Source organism: Streptomyces sp. NPDC042002, assembly GCF_055588305.1.
The window spans coordinates 180,481-199,200 of the sequence record NZ_JBVJCT010000005.1; the positions used below are offsets into that span (position 1 = coordinate 180,481).

General features: G+C 71.6%; 15 protein-coding genes, 1 tRNA gene and 2 pseudogenes. 8 read left to right on the forward strand and 10 right to left on the reverse strand.

Annotated elements, in window-relative coordinates:
- Positions 1-221: 221 nt before the first annotated feature.
- Entirely contained in the window at positions 222-1,799 is a 1,578-nt protein-coding gene (locus ACZ6KY_RS10695; protein WP_469310129.1) for a M6 family metalloprotease domain-containing protein, read from the reverse strand.
- 353 nt (positions 1,800-2,152) lie between these two features.
- Between ACZ6KY_RS10695 and ACZ6KY_RS10700 the strand changes: the two genes are divergently transcribed.
- Entirely contained in the window at positions 2,153-4,081 is a 1,929-nt protein-coding gene (locus tag ACZ6KY_RS10700; RefSeq protein ID WP_469309965.1) for a putative bifunctional diguanylate cyclase/phosphodiesterase, read from the forward strand.
- Positions 4,082-4,182: 101 nt separating this feature from the next.
- Here the strand turns inward: ACZ6KY_RS10700 and ACZ6KY_RS10705 are convergent, their stop codons facing one another.
- The 3 genes and pseudogenes from ACZ6KY_RS10705 to ACZ6KY_RS10715 all read right to left on the reverse strand — a co-directional run.
- Complete coding sequence (locus ACZ6KY_RS10705) at positions 4,183-5,328, reverse strand: LLM class flavin-dependent oxidoreductase (RefSeq protein WP_469309966.1); 1,146 nt, start codon at positions 5,326-5,328, stop codon at positions 4,183-4,185.
- Between the two features lie 233 nt (positions 5,329-5,561).
- Positions 5,562-6,293, reverse strand: a complete 732-nt coding sequence (locus ACZ6KY_RS10710) for a maleate cis-trans isomerase family protein (RefSeq protein WP_469309967.1) — start codon at positions 6,291-6,293, stop codon at positions 5,562-5,564.
- A pseudogene (locus tag ACZ6KY_RS10715) lies at positions 6,290-6,478 on the reverse strand (maleate cis-trans isomerase family protein); the annotation flags it as partial. The gene ACZ6KY_RS10710 and the pseudogene ACZ6KY_RS10715, both read right to left, overlap by 4 nt.
- Positions 6,479-6,740: 262 nt before the next feature.
- On the opposite strand from ACZ6KY_RS10715, the gene ACZ6KY_RS10720 reads away from it, so the two are divergent.
- The 7 genes from ACZ6KY_RS10720 (at position 6,741) to ACZ6KY_RS10750 (ending at position 12,404) form a co-directional block, all read left to right on the forward strand.
- Complete coding sequence (locus tag ACZ6KY_RS10720) at positions 6,741-7,724, forward strand: D-2-hydroxyacid dehydrogenase (RefSeq protein ID WP_469309968.1); 984 nt, start codon at positions 6,741-6,743, stop codon at positions 7,722-7,724.
- A gap of 223 nt (positions 7,725-7,947) precedes the next feature.
- Complete coding sequence (gene ehuB, locus ACZ6KY_RS10725; protein ID WP_469309969.1) at positions 7,948-8,889, forward strand: ectoine/hydroxyectoine ABC transporter substrate-binding protein EhuB; 942 nt, start codon at positions 7,948-7,950, stop codon at positions 8,887-8,889.
- Complete coding sequence (ehuC, locus tag ACZ6KY_RS10730) at positions 8,886-9,629, forward strand: ectoine/hydroxyectoine ABC transporter permease subunit EhuC (protein ID WP_469309970.1); 744 nt, start codon at positions 8,886-8,888, stop codon at positions 9,627-9,629. Before ehuB ends, ehuC begins: the two co-directional genes overlap by 4 nt.
- Positions 9,626-10,276 carry an ectoine/hydroxyectoine ABC transporter permease subunit EhuD gene (ehuD, locus tag ACZ6KY_RS10735; RefSeq protein WP_469309971.1) on the forward strand — a complete coding sequence of 217 codons (651 nt, stop codon included), beginning with the start codon at positions 9,626-9,628 and terminating at the stop codon, positions 10,274-10,276. The genes ehuC and ehuD overlap by 4 nt, the downstream gene beginning before the upstream one ends.
- Before the next feature lie 70 nt (positions 10,277-10,346).
- Positions 10,347-11,114 carry an ectoine/hydroxyectoine ABC transporter ATP-binding protein EhuA gene (ehuA, locus tag ACZ6KY_RS10740; protein WP_469310130.1) on the forward strand — a complete coding sequence of 256 codons (768 nt, stop codon included), beginning with the start codon at positions 10,347-10,349 and terminating at the stop codon, positions 11,112-11,114.
- A gap of 253 nt (positions 11,115-11,367) precedes the next feature.
- A complete protein-coding gene (locus tag ACZ6KY_RS10745) occupies positions 11,368-12,126 on the forward strand; it encodes an IclR family transcriptional regulator (RefSeq protein WP_469309972.1) in 759 nt (252 codons plus the stop codon).
- 204 nt (positions 12,127-12,330) lie between these two features.
- A tRNA-Lys gene (locus tag ACZ6KY_RS10750) sits at positions 12,331-12,404 on the forward strand.
- A 124-nt stretch (positions 12,405-12,528) separates the two neighbouring features.
- Here ACZ6KY_RS10750 and ACZ6KY_RS10755 read toward each other — a convergent pair.
- The 6 genes and pseudogenes from ACZ6KY_RS10755 to ACZ6KY_RS10780 form a co-directional block, all read right to left on the reverse strand.
- The gene (locus tag ACZ6KY_RS10755) at positions 12,529-13,830 is read right to left on the reverse strand and encodes a M18 family aminopeptidase (protein ID WP_469309973.1); all 1,302 of its coding nucleotides are present in this window, start codon (positions 13,828-13,830) and stop codon (positions 12,529-12,531) included.
- Between the two features lie 450 nt (positions 13,831-14,280).
- A pseudogene (locus ACZ6KY_RS10760) lies at positions 14,281-14,535 on the reverse strand (acyl-CoA synthetase); the annotation flags it as partial.
- Positions 14,536-14,654: 119 nt separating this feature from the next.
- A complete protein-coding gene (locus tag ACZ6KY_RS10765; RefSeq protein WP_469309974.1) occupies positions 14,655-15,125 on the reverse strand; it encodes a DUF3592 domain-containing protein in 471 nt (156 codons plus the stop codon).
- A 104-nt stretch (positions 15,126-15,229) separates the two neighbouring features.
- Positions 15,230-15,868, reverse strand: a complete 639-nt coding sequence (locus ACZ6KY_RS10770; RefSeq protein ID WP_469309975.1) for a lytic polysaccharide monooxygenase auxiliary activity family 9 protein — start codon at positions 15,866-15,868, stop codon at positions 15,230-15,232.
- 138 nt (positions 15,869-16,006) lie between these two features.
- A complete protein-coding gene (locus ACZ6KY_RS10775; protein WP_469309976.1) occupies positions 16,007-17,194 on the reverse strand; it encodes an SPFH domain-containing protein in 1,188 nt (395 codons plus the stop codon).
- 131 nt (positions 17,195-17,325) lie between these two features.
- Positions 17,326-18,666, reverse strand: coding sequence for a peptidoglycan-binding protein (locus tag ACZ6KY_RS10780; RefSeq protein WP_469309977.1), 1,341 nt, complete (start codon positions 18,664-18,666; stop codon positions 17,326-17,328).
- Positions 18,667-18,720 lie beyond the last annotated feature (54 nt).

Sequence of the window (18,720 nt, forward strand, 5' to 3'; positions counted from 1 at the left end):
AACGAGAGCGGGATGATTCGCGGAAACGCGAGCATCCCGCTCTTGTCGTTTCCGGGCGCCGCGGAGACCTTGCCGCCTGTCACCCGGCACCCGGCACCCGTCACCAGCCCCCTGGCCCACCCTCCGCCACCTGCTCTGCGCCGCCCGCCACCTGCCATCTGTCACCTGTCACGCGCCACACTTGCCACACGTGTCACGGCGACCGGTGCCCCGAGGGCGGCTCAGCCTGTCGTGATCTTCACCGTCCAGGCCCCCGAAGCCGACCGGTCCTCCACCTGGACCCGGACCTTCGAGCCCGGCACCTTGAAGTTCTCGCCGAGGCTCACCGGCGCGTCCGCGAGAGGCGGGTACACCGAGTCCTCCCAGCAGGACTCGGTGTGCGGGTGGGCGTCGAGCACCTGGATGGGGCCGCTGCCCGACTCGGTCCCGCTGCGGACCCGGTAGACGAGGACGCCCTGCTCGCAGGTCGAGCCGTCGTTGCCCGTCGAGCCGCGCGCCTCGAAGGCCAGCGCGCTGTCCGGGCCCGTCGGGACCACCGCCAGCTTGGTGCCCCGGCCGGCGCCGAAGGTCTGCGAGCCGGGGGGAGCCGCCACGCCCAGCGCGTTCGGGGACATGACCGGTCCGCCGCCCGGACCTCGCGAGGACGTCCGCGGTCCGCGGGAGGACGCCCGCGGACCGAAGGCGGACCCTCGCGGTCCGGGAGAGGAGGCATTCGCCCCGCGCGAGGGCACCCTCGGCCCCTGCACTGCCGCCCCTGGCCCACTCGGCACGACCGCCGCCGTCCCACTCGGTACGGCCGGGCGGGTCGCCAGCACACCGGCGCCGGGCGCCCCCTCGGCGCTCGATCCGGCCGAGCCGACCGCGGGGTTGACGGGTCCGGATTCCAGCGGCTCCAGCGTCAGACGGGTGGTACCGGAGCCCAGTACGCACGCAACCTGGTGCGGTTCCAGCCACCCCAGCCGCCACTTGTGCCAGCCGAAGAGGTCGGGAGCGAGACCGAACTGGCTGCCCATGAGGTCCCAGTCGCCCACATAGGTGTCCCAGTCGCCCTTGCCGTCGGAGGGACGGTGGTAGAGGTCGGGCAGGTCGAAGACATGGCCGGTCTCGTGCGCGAGGACGAGGCGGTCAGGCGGATGCTTCTCGAAGACCGTGACGACGCGCCGGATGTCCTTGCCGTCCGCGCGCAGGGGTGTGTCCAGGTTGACGACCTTCGTGGCGTCCGAGTCGACGCCCGGCGCGTCCGGGTCCGCGATGAAGTAGACGACGTCGTAACGCGAGAAGTCGACCTGCGGATCGGCCACGGCGAGGGCGTCGCGCAGATAGGCCGCACGGTCGGCGGCGTTCCAGTCGCGCTGTATGGCGTACGACGTGGAGGCGTGCGGCATCTGGATCCAGGCGCGCTGGGGATGCGGACGGACCGTGAACTTGCCGTACGAGGCACGCTCGAAGAAACGGCTGGTCGCCGGGAAGTAGTCGCCCGTCAGTTCGGCGGGCGTGGTGCTCGGGGTGGAGTCCGGGAAGGACAGGAAGACCATCACGGCGTCGAGGGGACGGGTGGGGCGCTCGTAGGAGGCGTTCCAGGTGTCGGCACCCTCCGAGTGGTGCGCCGCGGTGCGCGTCAGGGCGCAGGGGGACGCGAGGGGTTCGGCGAGCGCGTGCCCGGGCACCAGGGAGGTCGCGGCGAGCGCGGTCATCGAGGTGAACACGGCCGCGGTGCTGCGCCAGCGCGTCGCCCCGTCACGGGCGAGGCCGCGCGGAGCCTCGCGAGTGAGAACCCTCAGGGGGAGCGGACGCGGCACGTCGACCTCCGGATGCGGATTTCGGGACACCGCACCCAGCCTGATTCAATTTGTACTATTTCGCCCCGTTTGTCTGCACCGAAAGAGTGAGAGACCCACGAGCCGACACCCCCGGACCTTCACGGAACGTCACATGCGGTCGACGAGGGAGGGAACCCATCCAGATACAGGCAGAAACGATCTGTCAGAACGGGTGGTTGTTCCTGGACACTGGACAGTGGCTGCACCGTCTCTGGGTCAGCCTCTATGATCGGCACACTTTCCTGCACGGACACGGCTTGTGCGGCGGTCCATCACCGGCCGACCGCCCCGAGAGACCCATACGAAGAACGAGTGCACTGCGGGAGCGAGCGGTGAGCGGAACGTCCGAAGGGCCGGCGCCCGCGGGAGACCTCGTCCGGCCGGCCGTAACAGAACGTCACGTCGACACGTCTTCTCGTACGTCCGCCGGGACCTCTCCCGGCCCACCCGTCCCCTCCGTCTCGCCGGCAACGCCCGGGGCACCTTCCGGGGCACCCGCGCTCATGGCGATTCCGGACGGAACGTCACCCCGTACCTTCCACGCCGCCTTCGCCACCGCTCCCCTCGCGATGGCCGTCGTCGACCGCGAGGGTCTCGTCGTCACCGCCAACGAGTCACTGGGCACGCTGCTCGGCGCCGGGGCGCGGACGTTCGTCGGGCGGGTCGCCGCCGATCTGGTGGACCTGGCCTCCGACGCCCGCACCTGGCAGGCGTACCGCGAGGTGCTGGGCGGCAGCCAGGCACGGCTGCGCTGCACCCGCCGGCTCAAGCACCCCGACGGCCACGCGATCTGGGTGCAGGTCACGGTCGCGCCGTTGCCCCCGCAGGAGCGGGCGGTCCTGATCTCGGTCACCGACATCGGCGCGAGGCGTGAACTCCAGGCGCGGCTGCGTCACTTGCAGATGCACGACCCGGTGACCCGGCTGCCGAACCGCACGCTGTTCTTCGAGCGCCTGTCGGCGGCTCTGGAGGCGGAGGCGTACGACGAGGGCGGCACCGGCCGGATCGGGCTCTGCTATCTGGACCTGGACGGGTTCAAGGCGGTCAACGACACGCTCGGACACCGGGTCGGGGACCGGCTGCTCGCGGCCGTCGCGGAGCGTCTGACGCGCTGCGCGGAGGAGGCCGGTCTCACGAGGGCGGCCACTCCCCTGGTGGCACGGCTGGGCGGGGACGAGTTCGCGCTGCTCGTCGAGGACTCCACGGGCACCGACCAGTTGGCGGACCTCGCCGAGTCCGTACTGAAGTCGCTCCAGGCGCCGTTCGACCTGACGGGGCAGCGGCTGTCGCTGTCGGCGTCCATCGGGGTCGTCGAGCGGCGCGCCACCGGCACGAGCGCGACCGGTCTGATGCAGGCCGCGGACACGACGCTGTACTGGGCGAAGGCGGACGGCAAGGGCCGCTGGACGCTCTTCGACCCGGAGCGCAACGCGCACCGCATGACGCGCCAGGCCCTGTCGTCCACCCTTCGCGCGGCCGTCGAGCGGGGTGAATTCGCCCTGGAGTACCAGCCGTTGGTGGGCATGGAGGACGGCGGCGTGCACGGGGTCGAGGCGCTCGTCCGCTGGAACCACCCGCGGTTCGGGATGCTCACGCCGAACCGGTTCATCGGACTGGCCGAGGAGGACGGTTCGATCGTCCAGCTCGGCCGCTGGGTGCTGGCCACCGCCTGCCGCCAGGCCCGCCGTTGGCAGTTGGACCATCCGGACGCCCGGCCGATCTTCGTCAGCGTCAACGTCGCCGTGCGTCAGGTCTGGGACTCCGACCTGGTGGCGGACGTGGCGGAGATCCTGGCGGAGACCGGACTGGCCCCGCATCTCCTCCAGTTGGAGCTGACGGAGTCGGCGGTGATGGGCTCGGCGGGCCGGCCGCTCCAGGCGCTACAGGCCCTCAGCGACATGGGAGTCCGCATCGCCATCGACGACTTCGGCACCGGCTACTCGAACCTCGCCTACCTGAGCAGGCTCCCGGTGTCCGTGCTGAAGCTGGACGGCTCCTTCGTCCGCGGCTTCCAGTACGAGAACGCCGACGGCTCGTCCGCCCACCCCAACCCCGCCGACGAGGTCATCGTCGAGGCGCTCATCCAACTCGCCCACCGACTGGGCCTGACCGTCACCGCCGAGTGCGTGGAGACCGCCTCGCAGGCGTCCCGGCTGCGCGGGATCGGCTGCGACACCGGCCAGGGCTGGCTGTACTCCCGGCCGGTGGCGCCGGAGCGGATCTCAGCCCTCCTGATGTCGGCCGCCTGCCCTCAGGCCTGAGCATCTCGGCGCTCGGGCCCGAGCGTTCCGGCACTCGGCCCCGAGCGTCCGGGCCCTTCGGCCTGCGCGTCTCGCCTCTCGGACCTGAGCGCCCCCGGCCCTCAGGCCTGAGTGTTCTGCTCCTTCGGCAACCCGTAGGCGTCCGCGATCAGTTCGTACGAGCGCAGCCGTACGTCACCGCTGTGCGCGTTGCCCGTGATCATCAACTCGTCGGCGCCGGTGCGCTTCTGGAGGTCGTCGAGGCCGGCGCGGACCTCCTCTGCGGTGCCGTGGATGACGTTGGAGTTCCAGGAGTTGATGAACTCCCGCTCCATGGGGCTGAATTCATAGGCCTCGGCCTCCTCCGGGGTCGGCACGAGACCGGGGCGGCCGGTGCGCAGGCGGACCATGTTCAGCGCGGCCGCCAGCACCTGGCGGCGCGCCTCCTTCTCCTCGTCCGTCGCGAGGGCGGAGACGCCGATGAGGGCGTACGGGGCGTCGAGTACCGCGCTCGGCCGGAAGGACTCCCGGTAGAGGTCGAGCGCCGGGATCGTGTTCTGCGCCGAGAAGTGATGCGCGAAGGCGAAGGGGAGACCGAGGGCTCCGGCGAGGCGGGCGCTGAAGCCGGAGGAGCCGAGCAGCCAGATCGGGGGCCGGTGCGGGGACTGGACCCCGCCCGGCGAGGTCGCCTGGACGGGCCCGGGCACGGCGTGGATACGGGCGTAGGGGTGACCGTCGGGGAAGTCGTCGTCCAGGAAGCGGACGAGTTCCGCGAGCTGCTCGGGGAAGTCGTCGGCGCCCTCGTTGAGGCGCTGGGTGCGGCGCAGCGCGGCGGCCGTCGCGCCGTCCGTGCCCGGGGCCCGGCCGAGGCCCAGGTCGACGCGGCCCGGGGCCATCGCCTCAAGGGTGCCGAACTGCTCCGCGATGACCAGGGGGGCGTGGTTGGGGAGCATCACTCCGCCGGAGCCCAGCCGGATGCGGTCCGTGTGGGCGGCCAGGTGGGCGAGGATCACCGCGGGCGAGGAACTGGCCACGCCGGGCATCGAGTGGTGTTCGGCCACCCAGTAGCGGTGGAAGCCGCGGGATTCCGCCAGGCGGGCGATCTTGACGCTGGTGCGCAGGGCGTCGGTCGCGGTGCGGCCCGCGCCCACGGTGACCAGGTCCAGTACGGAGAGGGGTACGGGGGCGGTGCCCTGCGCCGTGCCTCGGATCTCGCCCGTCTCGGCCGTCTCGTCCACCGGGGTGCCTCCTGTTGCGTACGCGTCCATGTCTTCCGCTTACGAACAGGAGGGTGGCTCCGTTTATTCCCCGGGCCTCCCGGGGCGAGGGCTTCCCCGGGGCGGGGAGGGGGGCTGCCCGAGGCGGGCGGCTTTCCCCGGGGCGGGGGCTGGGGACGAGGTGTCTCGCCCCCTCCGCCCCTGCCCTTCCCGTCCCTGGGGCTCCGCCCCGGACCCCGCTCCTCAAACGCCGGAGGGGCTGAGTCTGCCGGAGGGCTGGATTCTTACGCCTGGACGATTGGTTCCCTCGTGAAGAGGGCGCCCAGCTCCGGGGCGTTCACTCGGCGGTCGGTCAGGCGTAGGGCTTCCCAGAGGGTGACCTGGCTCGCGGTGAGGACCGGTTTGGCGAGGTCCTTCTCCAGGGCGGCGAGGTGGGAGGCGGTGTGCAGGGCCGTGTCGGGAAGGACGATCGCGTCGGCGTCCGGGCGGTCCGCCCCGCGGGCGAGCGCGAGGATCTGGTCGTAGTCCCAGCCGGCGACCTCGGCTCCGGCGACGTCACCGGAGCCGCCCACCGCCACCACCTCGATGCCGGCCTCCTTCAGGAACGCGGCGAAGAGCGCGGCCACGTCGTCGGGGTAGGTCGCCCCGATCGCGACCCGGTGGGCCCCGATCTCCCGCGCCGCGTGCGCGAAGGCGAACGACGTCGAGGAGGCGGGCAGGCCGGCCGCCCTGGCGAGGCCGCGGACCTGCTCGTTGGCGCCCTGGAGTCCGTACACGAAGCTGCCGCTGGTGCACGCCCAGACCACGGCCTCCGCGCCGGACAGGCGCAGCTCCTCGACGCCCGCCGCGAGGCGTTGCGCCGAGCCCAGTTCGAGGAGCGCGTCCACGTTGTGGGCGTCCTCCCCGGCGTCCGTGTGGACGACGGTCAGGCGGATGTCGCTGCCGAGCAGCTGCTCCATGCGCGGGTAGTCGTCCTCGGCCGCGTGGCCGGGGTAGAGGAATCCGAGTGTGGTCATGCCCAACCTTCCTGTTCTTCGGGTGGTACGGGTCCCTGACGGGCGGCCCGATCGATCAGCCGCCGACAGGGGCCCACTGCCCGGGTACCCAGTTGGCGCAGCGCCGCCCACATCGTCACCTGGTTGGCCGAGATCACCGGGATCCGCGGTTTCGCCTCCGGGTCAGGGATCACCTTCCCGCCCGGCCCAGGGATCACCTTCCCGCCCGGCCCAGGCCGGGATTTCCCGCGAAGGCCAAGGGATGGCAGGCATCGGCCCCGGGGAGGGAAACAGGCGGGCAACGGACCGTATGCGAGCGCGTGTTGACGAAGGTAGGTTCGGGTGCGAGCGTGGTCGATCCGCGCGTCTCGGACGGCTCGGCCCCCGTTCACCCGCATGTCTCCCCGGTCATTTCGCCCCAGGATCTCCCCAGAGAAGCGGACTCGCATTGCGAAACGGTCTCGCCCGGTGAACGCCCGTACGTCCCCCGGCACGCCCCACCCGCCGGTTCCGGCCACCCTGCTCGTCCTGGACGCCGACCCGCTCCCCCGGCTCGGCCGGCTCACCGGGCGCGTACGGATTGAGCACGCCGACGAGTCCACGCTCGCGGAGCGGCTGCCGCACGCGGACGCGCTGCTCGTGTGGGACTTCACCTCGCACGCCGTGCGCCGTGCCTGGCCGGGCGAGGGGCGGCGGCCACGCTGGGTGCACACCGCCAGCGCGGGCGTGGACCATCTGATGTGTCCCGAGCTCGCCGCCTCCGACACGGTGGTGACCAACGCGCGCGGCATCTTCGACCGGCCGATCGCCGAGTACGTCGCCGCTCTGGTCCTCGCCATGGCCAAGGACCTGCCGCGGACCTGGGACCTGCAGCGGCGCCACGAGTGGCGGCACCGCGAGTCGCAGCGGGTGGCCGGGACCCGCGCCTGCGTGGTGGGGTCCGGGCCGATCGGGCGGGCGATCGTCCGCACCCTGAAGGCGCTCGATGTCACGACAGCCCTGGTGGGGCGCGTACCGCGCACCGGGATCCATGGTCCGGGGGAGCTGGACCGGCTGATGGCGCGCGCCGACTGGGTGGTGTCCGCGGCTCCGCTCACCGCGGAGACGCACGGCATGTTCGACGCGCGGCGCTTCGGGATGATGCAGCCCTCGGCCCGCTTCATCAACATCGGGCGCGGGCAGCTCGTCGTCGAGGAGGCGCTCGCCGAGGCACTGTCGAAGCGGTGGATCGCGGGTGCGGCCCTGGATGTCTTCCAGCACGAACCGCTGGGCCGTGACAGCCCGTTGTGGGAGGTCCCGGGGCTGATCGTGTCGCCGCACATGAGCGGGGACACGGTCGGCTGGCGGGACGAACTGGGTGAGCAGTTCGTGGAGTTGTACGAGCGCTGGGCGGCGGGCAAGCCGCTGTCGAACGTGGTCGACAAGAAGCGCGGATACGTGCCCGGGCACTGAACCGCCCTGGGAGGGACCGGTCGTCGCGGGCCTCGCCCATCGCGTCGAGGTCGACCGGTCGGCCCCGGACGACGACCGGGACCCAGCCCGCGATCCGTGGTGCGGAGCCGAGGCCGGAGCGATTCCGCGACGGCCTTGACCCCGGCGGTCGAGAGCGCACCGGACGCGGGCGGGGCCGGAACGCGTCCGAATACTTCGCATGGTCCCGGGTAGCCGCGCGGCCATGGCTCCACCACTTGGGAACGCACGTGCAAACGAACAGGGAAATGGACGCGGAAAGGACAGACACCCGTCCGGAACCACCCGCCGGTCGCTGCTCGCGGGGGTCGCGGCGCTCGGCGCGCTCGGCGCCGCCGGCTGCAGTCGCGTGGCCTCGGCGTCCGGGACGGGCGGCGGTGATCTCCTCGACCGGCTGAAGGCGCAGGGTGTCGTACGCCTCGGCATCGCGGGCGAGATCCCCTTCGGCTACATCGACCGGGACGGTCACCTCACCGGCGAGGCACCGGAACTGGCGAAGGCCGTCTTCAAGCGGCTCGGCGTCGGGCGCGTCCAGCCGGTGCCGACCGAGTTCGGCTCGCTCATACCCGGGCTCGACTCGCAGCAGTTCGACGTCGTGTCCGCCGGGATGTACATCAACGCCGAGCGCTGTCAGCAGGTCATCTTCGCCGACCCCGACTACCGGATGCTCGACGCGTTCGTCGTGCGCAAGGGCAATCCGAAGGGGCTGCGCGACTACAAGGACGTCGTGGCGAAGAAGGCCAAGTTCGCCACGGGGACCGGCTACGCGGAGATCCAGTACGCGGTCGAGGCCGGGTACGAGGAGAGCGACATCCTGATCGTGCCCGACCAGGTGGCCGGGCTGAACGCGGTCGAGGCGGGGCGCGCCGACGTCTTCGCGGGGACCGCGCTGACCGTCCGCGAGGTGGTGAGGAGGTCCGGCAGGGCGGAGAGCACGAAGCCCTTCACGCCGCTGGTCAAGGGCAAGCCGCACGTCGACGGCGGCGGCTTCGCGTTCCGTTCGCCGGAGACGCGGTTGCGGGACGCCTTCAACGTCGAGCTGCGGAAGATGAAGGAGAGCGGCGAACTCTTCCGCGTCCTGCGGCCGTTCGGCTTCACCAGGGCCGAGATGACCGACATGACCGCGAAGGAGCTGTGCCGCGGATGACTTCGGGACTCTGGAGACTCGTACTCGAAGGCATCTGGGTCACCGTTCAACTGCTGTTCTCCAGCTCCCTGTTGGCCGGTGCCATGTCCTTCCTCGCCGGAATCGCGCGCACCTCGCGGCGGTGGATCGTCCGCTTCCTCGCGGGCCTCTACACCGAGGTGTTCCGCGGTACCTCCGCGCTGATCATGATCTTCTGGGTGTACTTCGTGCTGCCGCTCGCCTTCGGCTGGCAGCTCGTCCCGCTGTGGGCGGGCACCCTGGCGCTCGGGCTGACGTACGGGGCGTACGGCTCCGAGATCGTGCGCGGCGCGCTGAACGCCGTCGATCCGGCGCAGCGCGAGGGCGGGATCGCGCTCAGCTTCACGCCCTGGCAGCGGATGCGGCTGATCCTGCTGCCGCAGGCGGTGCCGGAGATGATCCCGCCGTTCAGCAACCTGCTGGTCGAGCTGCTCAAGGGCACCGCGCTGGTCTCCGTGATGGGCATGGGCGATCTGACGTTCAGCGCCGATCTGGTACGGCTCGCGCTCCAGCGGAGCGCGGAGGTCTACACGTACGTCCTGCTCATCTACTTCGTCATCGCCTTCCTGCTCACGCGGCTGATGCGCGGTCTGGAGAGGCGGCTCAAGGCCGGGATCGGCAAGGAGCGGGAGCGCGGCACGGCGGCACGCGAGCCGAAGCGGGCCGGAACGACGGCCGTGAGCGCCGGTGCCGGCGCCGCTGCGGGCGGGGGTGCCTCATGACGTGGGACTGGAACGCCGTCGGCGACTTCATGCCGCACTTCCGGGACGGCCTGCTGGTGACCCTGAAGGCACTGGCCCTCGGTTCGGTGATCGCCTTCACCCTCGGTCTGGTCTGGGCGCTGCTCATGCGGGCCCCGACGCGCTGGGTCCGCTGGCCGGTCGGGGTGGCCACCGAGTTCGTGCGCGACACCCCGCTGCTGGTGCAGCTGTTCTTCCTCTTCTACGTGCTGCCCGAGTGGAACATCACGTTCTCCGCGCTGACCACCGGCGTGATCGCGATCGGGCTGCACTACTCGACGTACACGATGCAGGTCTACCGGGCCGGTATCGAGGGCGTGCCGCCCGGCCAGTGGGAAGCGGCCACGGCGCTCGGTCTGCCCGTGCGGCGCACCTGGACGGCGGTGATCCTCCCGCAGGCGGTCCGCCGTGTGGTGCCGGCGCTCGGCAACTACGTCATCGCGATGCTCAAGGACACCCCGATGCTGATGACGATCACCGTGCTGGAGATGCTCGGCGAGGCGCGGCTGTACTCGCAGCAGCACTTCCAGTTCACGGAGCCGCTGACCGTCATCGGTGTGGCCTTCATCCTCGTTTCCTACCCGGCTTCCCTGCTGCTGCGAGCCCTGGAGCGACGCCTTGTCCGCTGACACGACCACCGGCACGGACGCCGGCACGAACACTGACCCGAGCTCTGGCCCGAGTACCGGGACCGGCCCCCTGAAGGACCTTGCCAATCCCCCGGTGGACGGCAGCGAGCTGATCCGCTTCGACAGGGTCACCAAGCGCTTCGGGGACAACACCGTCCTCGACGGGCTCGACTTCCGCGTCGACTCCGGCAAGCACGTCACGCTGATCGGCCCGTCCGGTTCCGGCAAGACGACGATCCTGCGGCTGCTGATGACGCTGACCCGGCCGGACGAGGGCACGATCACGGTCGCCGGGGACCGGCTCTTCCCGGCCGACGAGAAGCGGGTCCGCGAGGTCCGCAAGAAGATCGGGATGGTCTTCCAGCAGTTCAACCTGTTCCCGAACATGAGCGTGCTGAGAAACGTCACCGAGGCGCCCGTCACCGTCCTCGGCCTGTCCCGGGACGAGGCCGAGGAGCGGGCCCGTGAACTGCTCGACCTGGTCGGCCTCGCGGACAAGTGCGACGAGCGGCCGGGCCGGCTCTCCGGCGGTCAGCAGCAGCGCGTGGCCATCGCCCGGGCACTGGCGATGCGGCCGCGGATACTGCTGCTGGACGAGGTGACGTCCGCGCTCGACCCGGAACTGGTCGCGGGGGTCCTCGACGTCCTGCGAGACATCGCCCACACGACGGACATCACGATGCTCTGTGTGACCCACGAGATGAATTTCGCCCGGGACATCTCGGACCAGGTCCTGATGTTCGATTCCGGCCATGTCATCGAATCCGGCCCCCCGGAGAGGATCTTCGGCGATCCGGAGCACGAGCGGACCAGGGAATTCCTCGGCGCGGTCCTGTGAAGTCCGGGAGTGAACGAGGGGCGGAGGGGGAGCACTTACCGGAAGGCGTGAGGTCCGGCCGTTGGAGCATGCCCGAGGTGCCGCGCCTTTGGCATATGCCAGGGTGGTGCGTTCCTGCTGAGAGGCGTGGAGCGCGCCACCAATCTCGTCAACAGGCGCCCACAGAAGGCTGCTTGACGGTTATCGTGGAGTGAGCCCAGCTGTCCGGACCGACGTCATTTTTGAGCCGGTCCATGAAGCGCAGGGGGAAACCGTGGCGCTGATGAACGAGCCGACCGCGCCGTACCACTCGGCCCAGGACGCGCTGCGCGTCCTGGAGACGGTGTCGCGGCACACCACCGGCGTCACCGAGGCCGAGCTTGCCCGCCAGGCCGGCCTCGGCGCCGACCGGCTGACCGCACTGCTGCGCATGCTGCGCCGGGAGGGTTACGTCGAGCAGGTCGCGGACGGCGCGTACGTCACCGGCGCCGCCCTCAGCCGTCTCGGTTCCGCGCAGGGCCGCGAGCAGGCCCTGCGCGAGAAACTCCAGCAGACGATCGACCGGCTCCGCGACTCGGTCGGCGCCGCGATCTACTTCAGCCGCTACATCGACGGCGAGGTGCACGTCACCCAGTGCGCGGAGGGCCCGTCGACCCCCGCGGTCAACGAATGGGTCGACTTCCGCTCCTCCGCGCACGCCAGCGCGGTCGGCAAGAGCCTGCTCGGCCAGCTCGACCACAACGGCCGCCGCGACCACCTCGCCCGCCACAAGATGGCCCGCCTCACCTCGCGGACCATCACCAGCGAGCGGCTTCTGCTGTCCCGCCTCGACTCCCAGCCGGCCACCGTGCCCGTGCTCGACCTCCAGGAGTACGCGATCGGCACGGTCTGCGCGGCCGTACCGATCACCGCCGGCTCCTCCGTCGGCTGTCTCGCCCTCTCCCTCCCCGTCGAGCACGCCCACCGGCTCCGCCGCGCCGCGGACACGCTGAACCGCGGAGCGGCCCCGGTGCTGCTCTCCCTCGCGATCTGACAGCCGCCGCACCGGGCTCACACAGGGCGCGTACGGGGCCCACACAGGGCCGGCGGCCCGATCCGCCCGGTGGCCGGGGCGGGAGCCGGTCACGCCGCAGGTCACATGGTCGGACGGGTGGCCGCTCGGGTGGTCGGAAGCACCCCCACGGACCAGGTAGTATTTCTTTTGTCGCCGACCGCGGAAGCGGGAGGCGAGAGTCATGCGCCGCTAGCTCAGTTGGTTAGAGCAGCTGACTCTTAATCAGCGGGTCCGGGGTTCGAGTCCCTGGCGGCGCACCTTGGTGAAGGCCCTCCACTCTGTGGGGGGCCTTCACGCGTGTCCCGGAAGTTCGCGCGATCCCGGGACACCGGGAGCCTCACGCGCCCCCTGGATTCCCGGGTGGGTACCCAGGAACCCGGCCTACTCCGAGGTGACGAACTCGGTCAGCACCCGCGCCAGCAGCCCCGGGTCCCGCGCCCCGCACAACTCGCGCGCCGAGTGCATCGACAGCCCGGCCACGCCCACATCGACCGTCGCCACGCCGAGGCGGGCCGCGGTGATCGGGCCGAGCGACGTCCCGCACGGCATCGCGTTGTGGGAGACGAACGGCTGCCACGGCACCTCCGCCCGTTCGCACGCGGCGGCGAAGGCCGCGACGCCGGTGCCGTCGGTGGCGTACCGCTGATTGACGTTGACCTTGATCACAGGGCCGCCGTTGGGCAGCGGCCAGTGGTCCGGGTCGTGGCGTTCGGCGTAGTTGGGGTGGACGGCGTGCGACATGTCGGAGGAGACGCACAGGGCGCCGGCGAGGGCGCGGTGGAAGTCCTCGGTCCCGCCGCCCCTGGCGGTCACGGCACGGCCCAGCACCCTTTCCAGGAAGGGGCCCTGGGCGCCGGACTCCGATCCGCTGCCGACCTCCTCGTGGTCGAAGGCGGCGAGCACCGGTATGGACGCGGGCGGCCGTGCGGCGCCGGCCGCCGCGACCAGGGCGGTGACGCCCGCGTGCACCGAGATCTGGTTGTCGAGGCGCGACGCGACGATGAACTCCTCGTCCGCGCCCAGATACCCGGGCGGCTGGATGTCGTGCAGCATCAGGTCCCAGCCGAGGATCGCGTCGGCGTCGGCGCCGGCCTCGTCCGCGATCCGGCCGAGCAGCGCGCCGGGCCGGGGGCCGCCGAGTCCCCACAGCGGGGCCATGTGCCGCTGCCGGTCGAGCGCGAGGCCGTCGTTCACGGTCCGGTCGAGGTGGATGGCGAGCTGCGGCACCCGCAGCAGCGGCCTGTCGACGCAGACCAGCCGGGTCGAACCGTCACGCAGGGCCAGCCGCCCCGAGACGCCCAGATCCCGGTCGAGCCAGGTGTTGAGCGGCACACCCCCGTAGACCTCCACGGCGATCTGCCGCCACCCGGCGGAGCCGGTGTCCGGCACGGGCTTGACCCGCAGATTCGGTGAGTCGGTGTGGGCGCCGACGATCCGGAACGGCGTGCGGGCGGGGGCGCCCGGCGGGACGAACCAGGCGAGCAGGGCTCCCCCGCGGACGACGTAGCGGCCTCCCTCGGCTCCGGCCGTCCAGTCGTCCCGCTCCCGCAACTCCGCGAAACCCGCCTTCTCCAGGCGCTGCGCCGCGCTCGCCACCACGTGGTACGGCGAGGGGCTGGCTCTGACGAAGCCGAGCAGGTCGTCACTGTGTGCGCGGTCGAGCGTGTCATGCGTGGGGGACATGAGTGCCTTTCGGGTGCCGTCGAGGGTTGGGGTGGGGGTCGTCGGACCGTCCGGCCGGGCGCACGGTTCGGCCGGCGCGACGGTCACCCGGGAGGCGACCTGGACCGCAGGGGCATGACAACGCGCTGACCAGTCCCGGACCCCGGTGCGGCCGACGTGCCCGACACGCCCAGCATCACGGGTGTCACCGGCGTCACCGGCGCGGACGAGAGCCGGGGCGGCATCGCCCCGCGGCTTCCGTCTCCGCGACCCGGATCAGGCAACGCGACGCCCTTCTTCCCTCGGCTCGGATCTCCGGCGCACAGGCCTCTCGGCACACGTGCCCGGATATCCTCCCCGCGGAGAGCGACCGGGATGCCTCACTTCCCCGCCGTTCGAAAGACGCCGGGCGGGCGTCACCCACCGACGTGGGCAGCGGGGTCCGTCCGGACGGCCAGCGGGTCAGCGACTCCTCGTCGGGTCGATCCCCGCGACGGCGGCACCGGCGAGGGCTGCCGCGCTCGACCACAGGGGATATTCGGGGGTGTTGTCAAGCAGCACGCCCACATGCGGCTCCGCGCCGGGCGGCAGCAGCTCGCCGAGCAGCGCCGCCGCGCCCGCCGCGACCTGGTGGTGGCTGATGACCCGGCCCTCGAACCACAGCCCCGGCCGGTGGTCACCCCGCTCCCGCACGAGCTCCCCGACGGTACGGCCAGTGGACCCCATGGGGGCGTACGGTAATTGACGATCCATCAGATGGGGAGGTTCGTGCGCGCCCCGCTTTGCGCCGGACCCACGGGGTCCCCGCGCTTCACCGGCTCCCCGTCGGCTCCCGTCGACTCCCGCTAGTTCCCGCCGAAGAACGCGTCACTGTCCGCGACGGCCTGGTGATAAGTGATCATGAAGCCGACGCAGAACGCGACGGCCACACCGCAGAACACCAGCATGCCGAGGGTGCCCGCGGCCGCCCTGGCCGGGCTCGGCGCCTGCGCCGTGGCCTTCTCGGGGTGCCGGGCGGTGTAGTGCGCGGTGACGATGTCACCCTCGACGGTCGTCCGGTGGCCGTTCGCCTCCTCGAAGCGGATCGCGCGGCCGTCGCGCGTCGTGAACTCGTAGACGTGGTGCAGGGTCGTGGTGACGGAGGTGTCGTTGCCACCCCCACTGACCGTCGTGTACGAACGCAGGCAGCGCGCCTCCGCGGTCAGTCCGCTGTTCCAGGCGCTGCGCAGCTCCAGCGAGCGGCGCACCGTCCTGGCCGCCGCGAGCAGCACCGCGACGATGATCAGGCTGGGCAGGGCATAGAAGAACACACTCATGACGGTCCCCCGGTGGTCGGATACTGCTCCCCGCACGCCGACGTGTTCATGTCGACGTGCGGGGAACATACCCGCGCCGGTGGCGTCCGCGCCTCAAGGGAGGCTCAGAACGTGACGTCCGCGCAGGAGTAGAACGCGTTCGTCGTGTCCGCGACCGTCCACACCCCGAGGATGAGGTGGTGCCCGGTCCTGCCGCTCGGCAGGGTGCCGGTGTGCGTGAGCGTGGCCGGGGGGCGCTGTCCGTTGTAGGGGACCGTCAGGAACGGGGTGGTCTCCAGGTCCGCGCGGGTCAGCGCGTGGTTCTGGTTCCAGCCGGTCTTGGTGATGAAGTACTTGAAGTCGGTCGTCGCGTGCATCGCGGTGAACTGCCAGCGGAAGGTGTAGGTCTGTCCCGCGGTGACCTTGGTCGTCGGCCAGGCCGTACCCGCCGGGGTCTTGGGCTGGTCGAGCTGGCTGAAGTTCGTGTGGCTCGCGGAGCAGATCTGGCCATCGGCCGGGCCCGCCGCCGGGAAGCCCTTGAGGCCCTCGACGCTCTGCGGCTCCCATTGGATGTCACCGCAGTTGGCGACGATGCCGCCGTTCGCGGCGCACATCTTCTGCCGGCTGAGGGGCTGGTCGGTGTAGCCATGGGCGCTGGCTCCGCCGGTGGAGAGCACGAAGGTGCCCGCCGTGACGAGGCCGAGCGCCGCCGCGTACGTCTTCGCTTTCCTGCTGGTGCGGGACTGGTTCGTCCGTGTGCGCATGCTGCCGCTCCTGGAGGACGTGGGGGATGTTCCCTGAGCTGTGCGCGCGAGGTTCAGGTCTAGACCAAGTACCAGATTATTGCGGGTAGTTGAACATGTCCATACCAATCGCGGACCTGTCCGCCCCGCCCTGGCGGTCTACGACGACACCTCCCCGCGACCCGTGCAGAACGCCACCGTCAGGTCCTTCACCAACGCCTTGCGCTCGTAGTCGTCCAGTTCGACCAGTCCCCGCAGGGTCAGCCGGGTCACCGTGTCCTCCACCGAGTCGACGACGGAGCCGAGCACGCTGTCGCGGTGCTGGGCGTCCAGGGCCGCGATCCGGCGGCGCTGCATCACGGCGGCGATCTCCGGCGCGTACTCGATCCGGGTCGGCTGCGCGGAGAACACCTCCAGGCCGACCGGGGCCGTGTCGGCGGCGACCATCCGGGTCAGCGCCTCGCCGACCGCGTCCGTGTTGCGCAGGGTCAGGTCCCTGATCACGGCGGGCGGCAGTTCGGCCGGGAGCTGGGAGAGCACCCGCGACAGGGCCGCCTCCACGCACTCACGCAGATACGTCCGGTGGTCGTCGACCGCCAGCGTGGCCCGCGCGGTGTCCTTGACCCGCCACACGACGAGCACGACCACCCGCAGCTCGACCCCGTTCGCGTCGACCACGGACATCGGCTCGCTGCGCCAGTGCCGCAGCCGCACGTCGACCCGGCGGCGCAGCACCAGCGGGTTGACCCACATCAGACCGGTGCGCCGGACCGTGCCGCGGTAGCGCCCGAACAGACCGAGCACCCAGGCCCGCCCGGTCCGGCCGCGGGCGAGACCGCCGAAGCCGAACAGACCGAGGGCGCCCGCCCCGGCGTACGCGGCCCATTGCGCGGGCCCGAGCCCGGCGCCCGTTTGCGCGTGCAGTTCCAGCGCCGCCGGGACGGCGGGCGGCAGCACACCCGCCCACCAGGTGGTGAGGGCACATCCGGCCACACCACAGGCCCCGGCCAGCACACCGGCCACTCCCGGGAGCACGCGTGCGGGCCGTTCGACCAGTTCGGGGTCGACCTCCGGCACCGGGCGCGGCGGTCTGCCGGACGTGGGCCGCCGGATCCTCGGCTGCTCACCGGTGCCGCGCCGACGGCCGACGACGGCGGGCGCGAGCGGCACGGACACCGGGTCGGGGTCGTCGCGGAACAGCAGATGGACGGGGATCTCGGTGGTCACCTCGTTGTGGATGAGCCGGGCGGGCCGGTGACCGCCGCCGCACTCGGCCGCCGTGTCGGACCGGGGTTCCACCGAGGGCGCGCCCTCGGGCTCCGGGGTGTCTGACGTCGTCGTACTCATAGCTGCCTCCATGCCTCCGCGCCTGGAAGTGTGTTCACGAGCCGTGGGGGACCCGGGCTGCTCAGCCGCGGGAAACCGCCCTGCCCGACCGCGGGAACCCGCCCCGCCCAGCCGTGCGGGACCCGGCCCGCTCAGGAGAAGAGCCGCCGCCAGGTCTCCGGTCCCGGATAGCCGTCCGCCGCCCCGCCGCGCCAGCCCTGGGCCCGCTGGAACGCCTCGACGTTGCGCCGGTCGGCCTCGCCCCAGCGCGGCCCCGGGCCGGTCTTGTAGTGGGTGCCGAACCCCTTCTCGACCAGCTGCTTTCCGAGCTGGGTGACATGGGCGTCGTTCGCCCCGGGCCGGAACACCGCGCGCCCGGGATAACCGGGCACGGTGTGCGAGGAGCCCGGGCCCGCCGTCACGGCGGGGATGTTCCTGCCCTTCTTCCCGACCAGGTACGACCAGGTCTTCGGCCCCGGCAGCCCGTCCGCGTCCGCCCCCGTCCAGCCCTGCGCCCGCTGGAACGCCCGGGTGGCCCGCTGGTCCGCGGCCGACCAGCGCGGCCCCGGTCCCTTGGGGTAGAAGCGGTGCGCGCCCCGGTCCACCAGGAGGCGGCCGAGCTGGGTGACGTACGCGTTGTTCGCGCCGGTCCCGAAGTACGCGGCGCCCGGGTAACGGGTCGACGTGGACGGCAGCGGACCGCCCGCGCCCTCCGTGATCCCCTTGTAGCGATAGGGCACGTAGTGGTCCGAGTTCGTCCAGTACGCGTACGGGGTGGACCGCCTCCTGGCGTGCGGCGGGGTCTGCTCGTAGGCGACGTACTGGGTGTGCGTGTAGTCCGTCCAGCCTCCGAAGATGACGACGTGCGAGCCCTTCTCGGGGTTGTCGGGGTTGTGGAAGAGCAGGATGTCGCCCGGCTGGAGCCGGTCCCGGCTGATCTTCACGCCGAAGCTGTCGAGGCTACCGGTCCATTCGTTGCTTGGCAGGTTCCAGGCCATCGAGACGAAGCCGGAGCAGTCCTGCCGGTACCCGTCCAGCCAGTAGTCGTCCATGCTGTACGGCACCTGCGCGTTGATCCATGTCATGACCCGCTTGTAGATCTCGGCCCGGGTGGTGGCGGGTGCCCTGACCGCCTTCCCCGGCCTGGCCGGCAGTGCCGGTTTCCCCGCCGGGCCGTGCAGCGGCGCCCTGTGGCCCTGGGGGGTGGTGTCGTGTCCGTCGGCCGGGGGAACGCCGGGCCGGGCGGGTCCGTACACGGCGGCGACCGCCGGCACCGAGCCGAGGACGGTGCCCGCCGTGGCGGCCAGCACGAGCGCCATGGGCGCGCGCGCCACCCGCGCGAGGCCGAGGACGCGGGCGAGGGACGCCTGATGGCCCGGGGGGCCCGACGGCCCGGGCCGCGAGGAAGAGGGCAGGACGCGCCGCCATTGAACGCATCCGGGGCAATCACAGTCACTCGCGGGATCGAGCTCCTCGAATACCGGAGTCTTCATGCGATGCCCCTCGTACTCCAGATGGAAATGTCCGCAATTCTGCACATTCGTCAG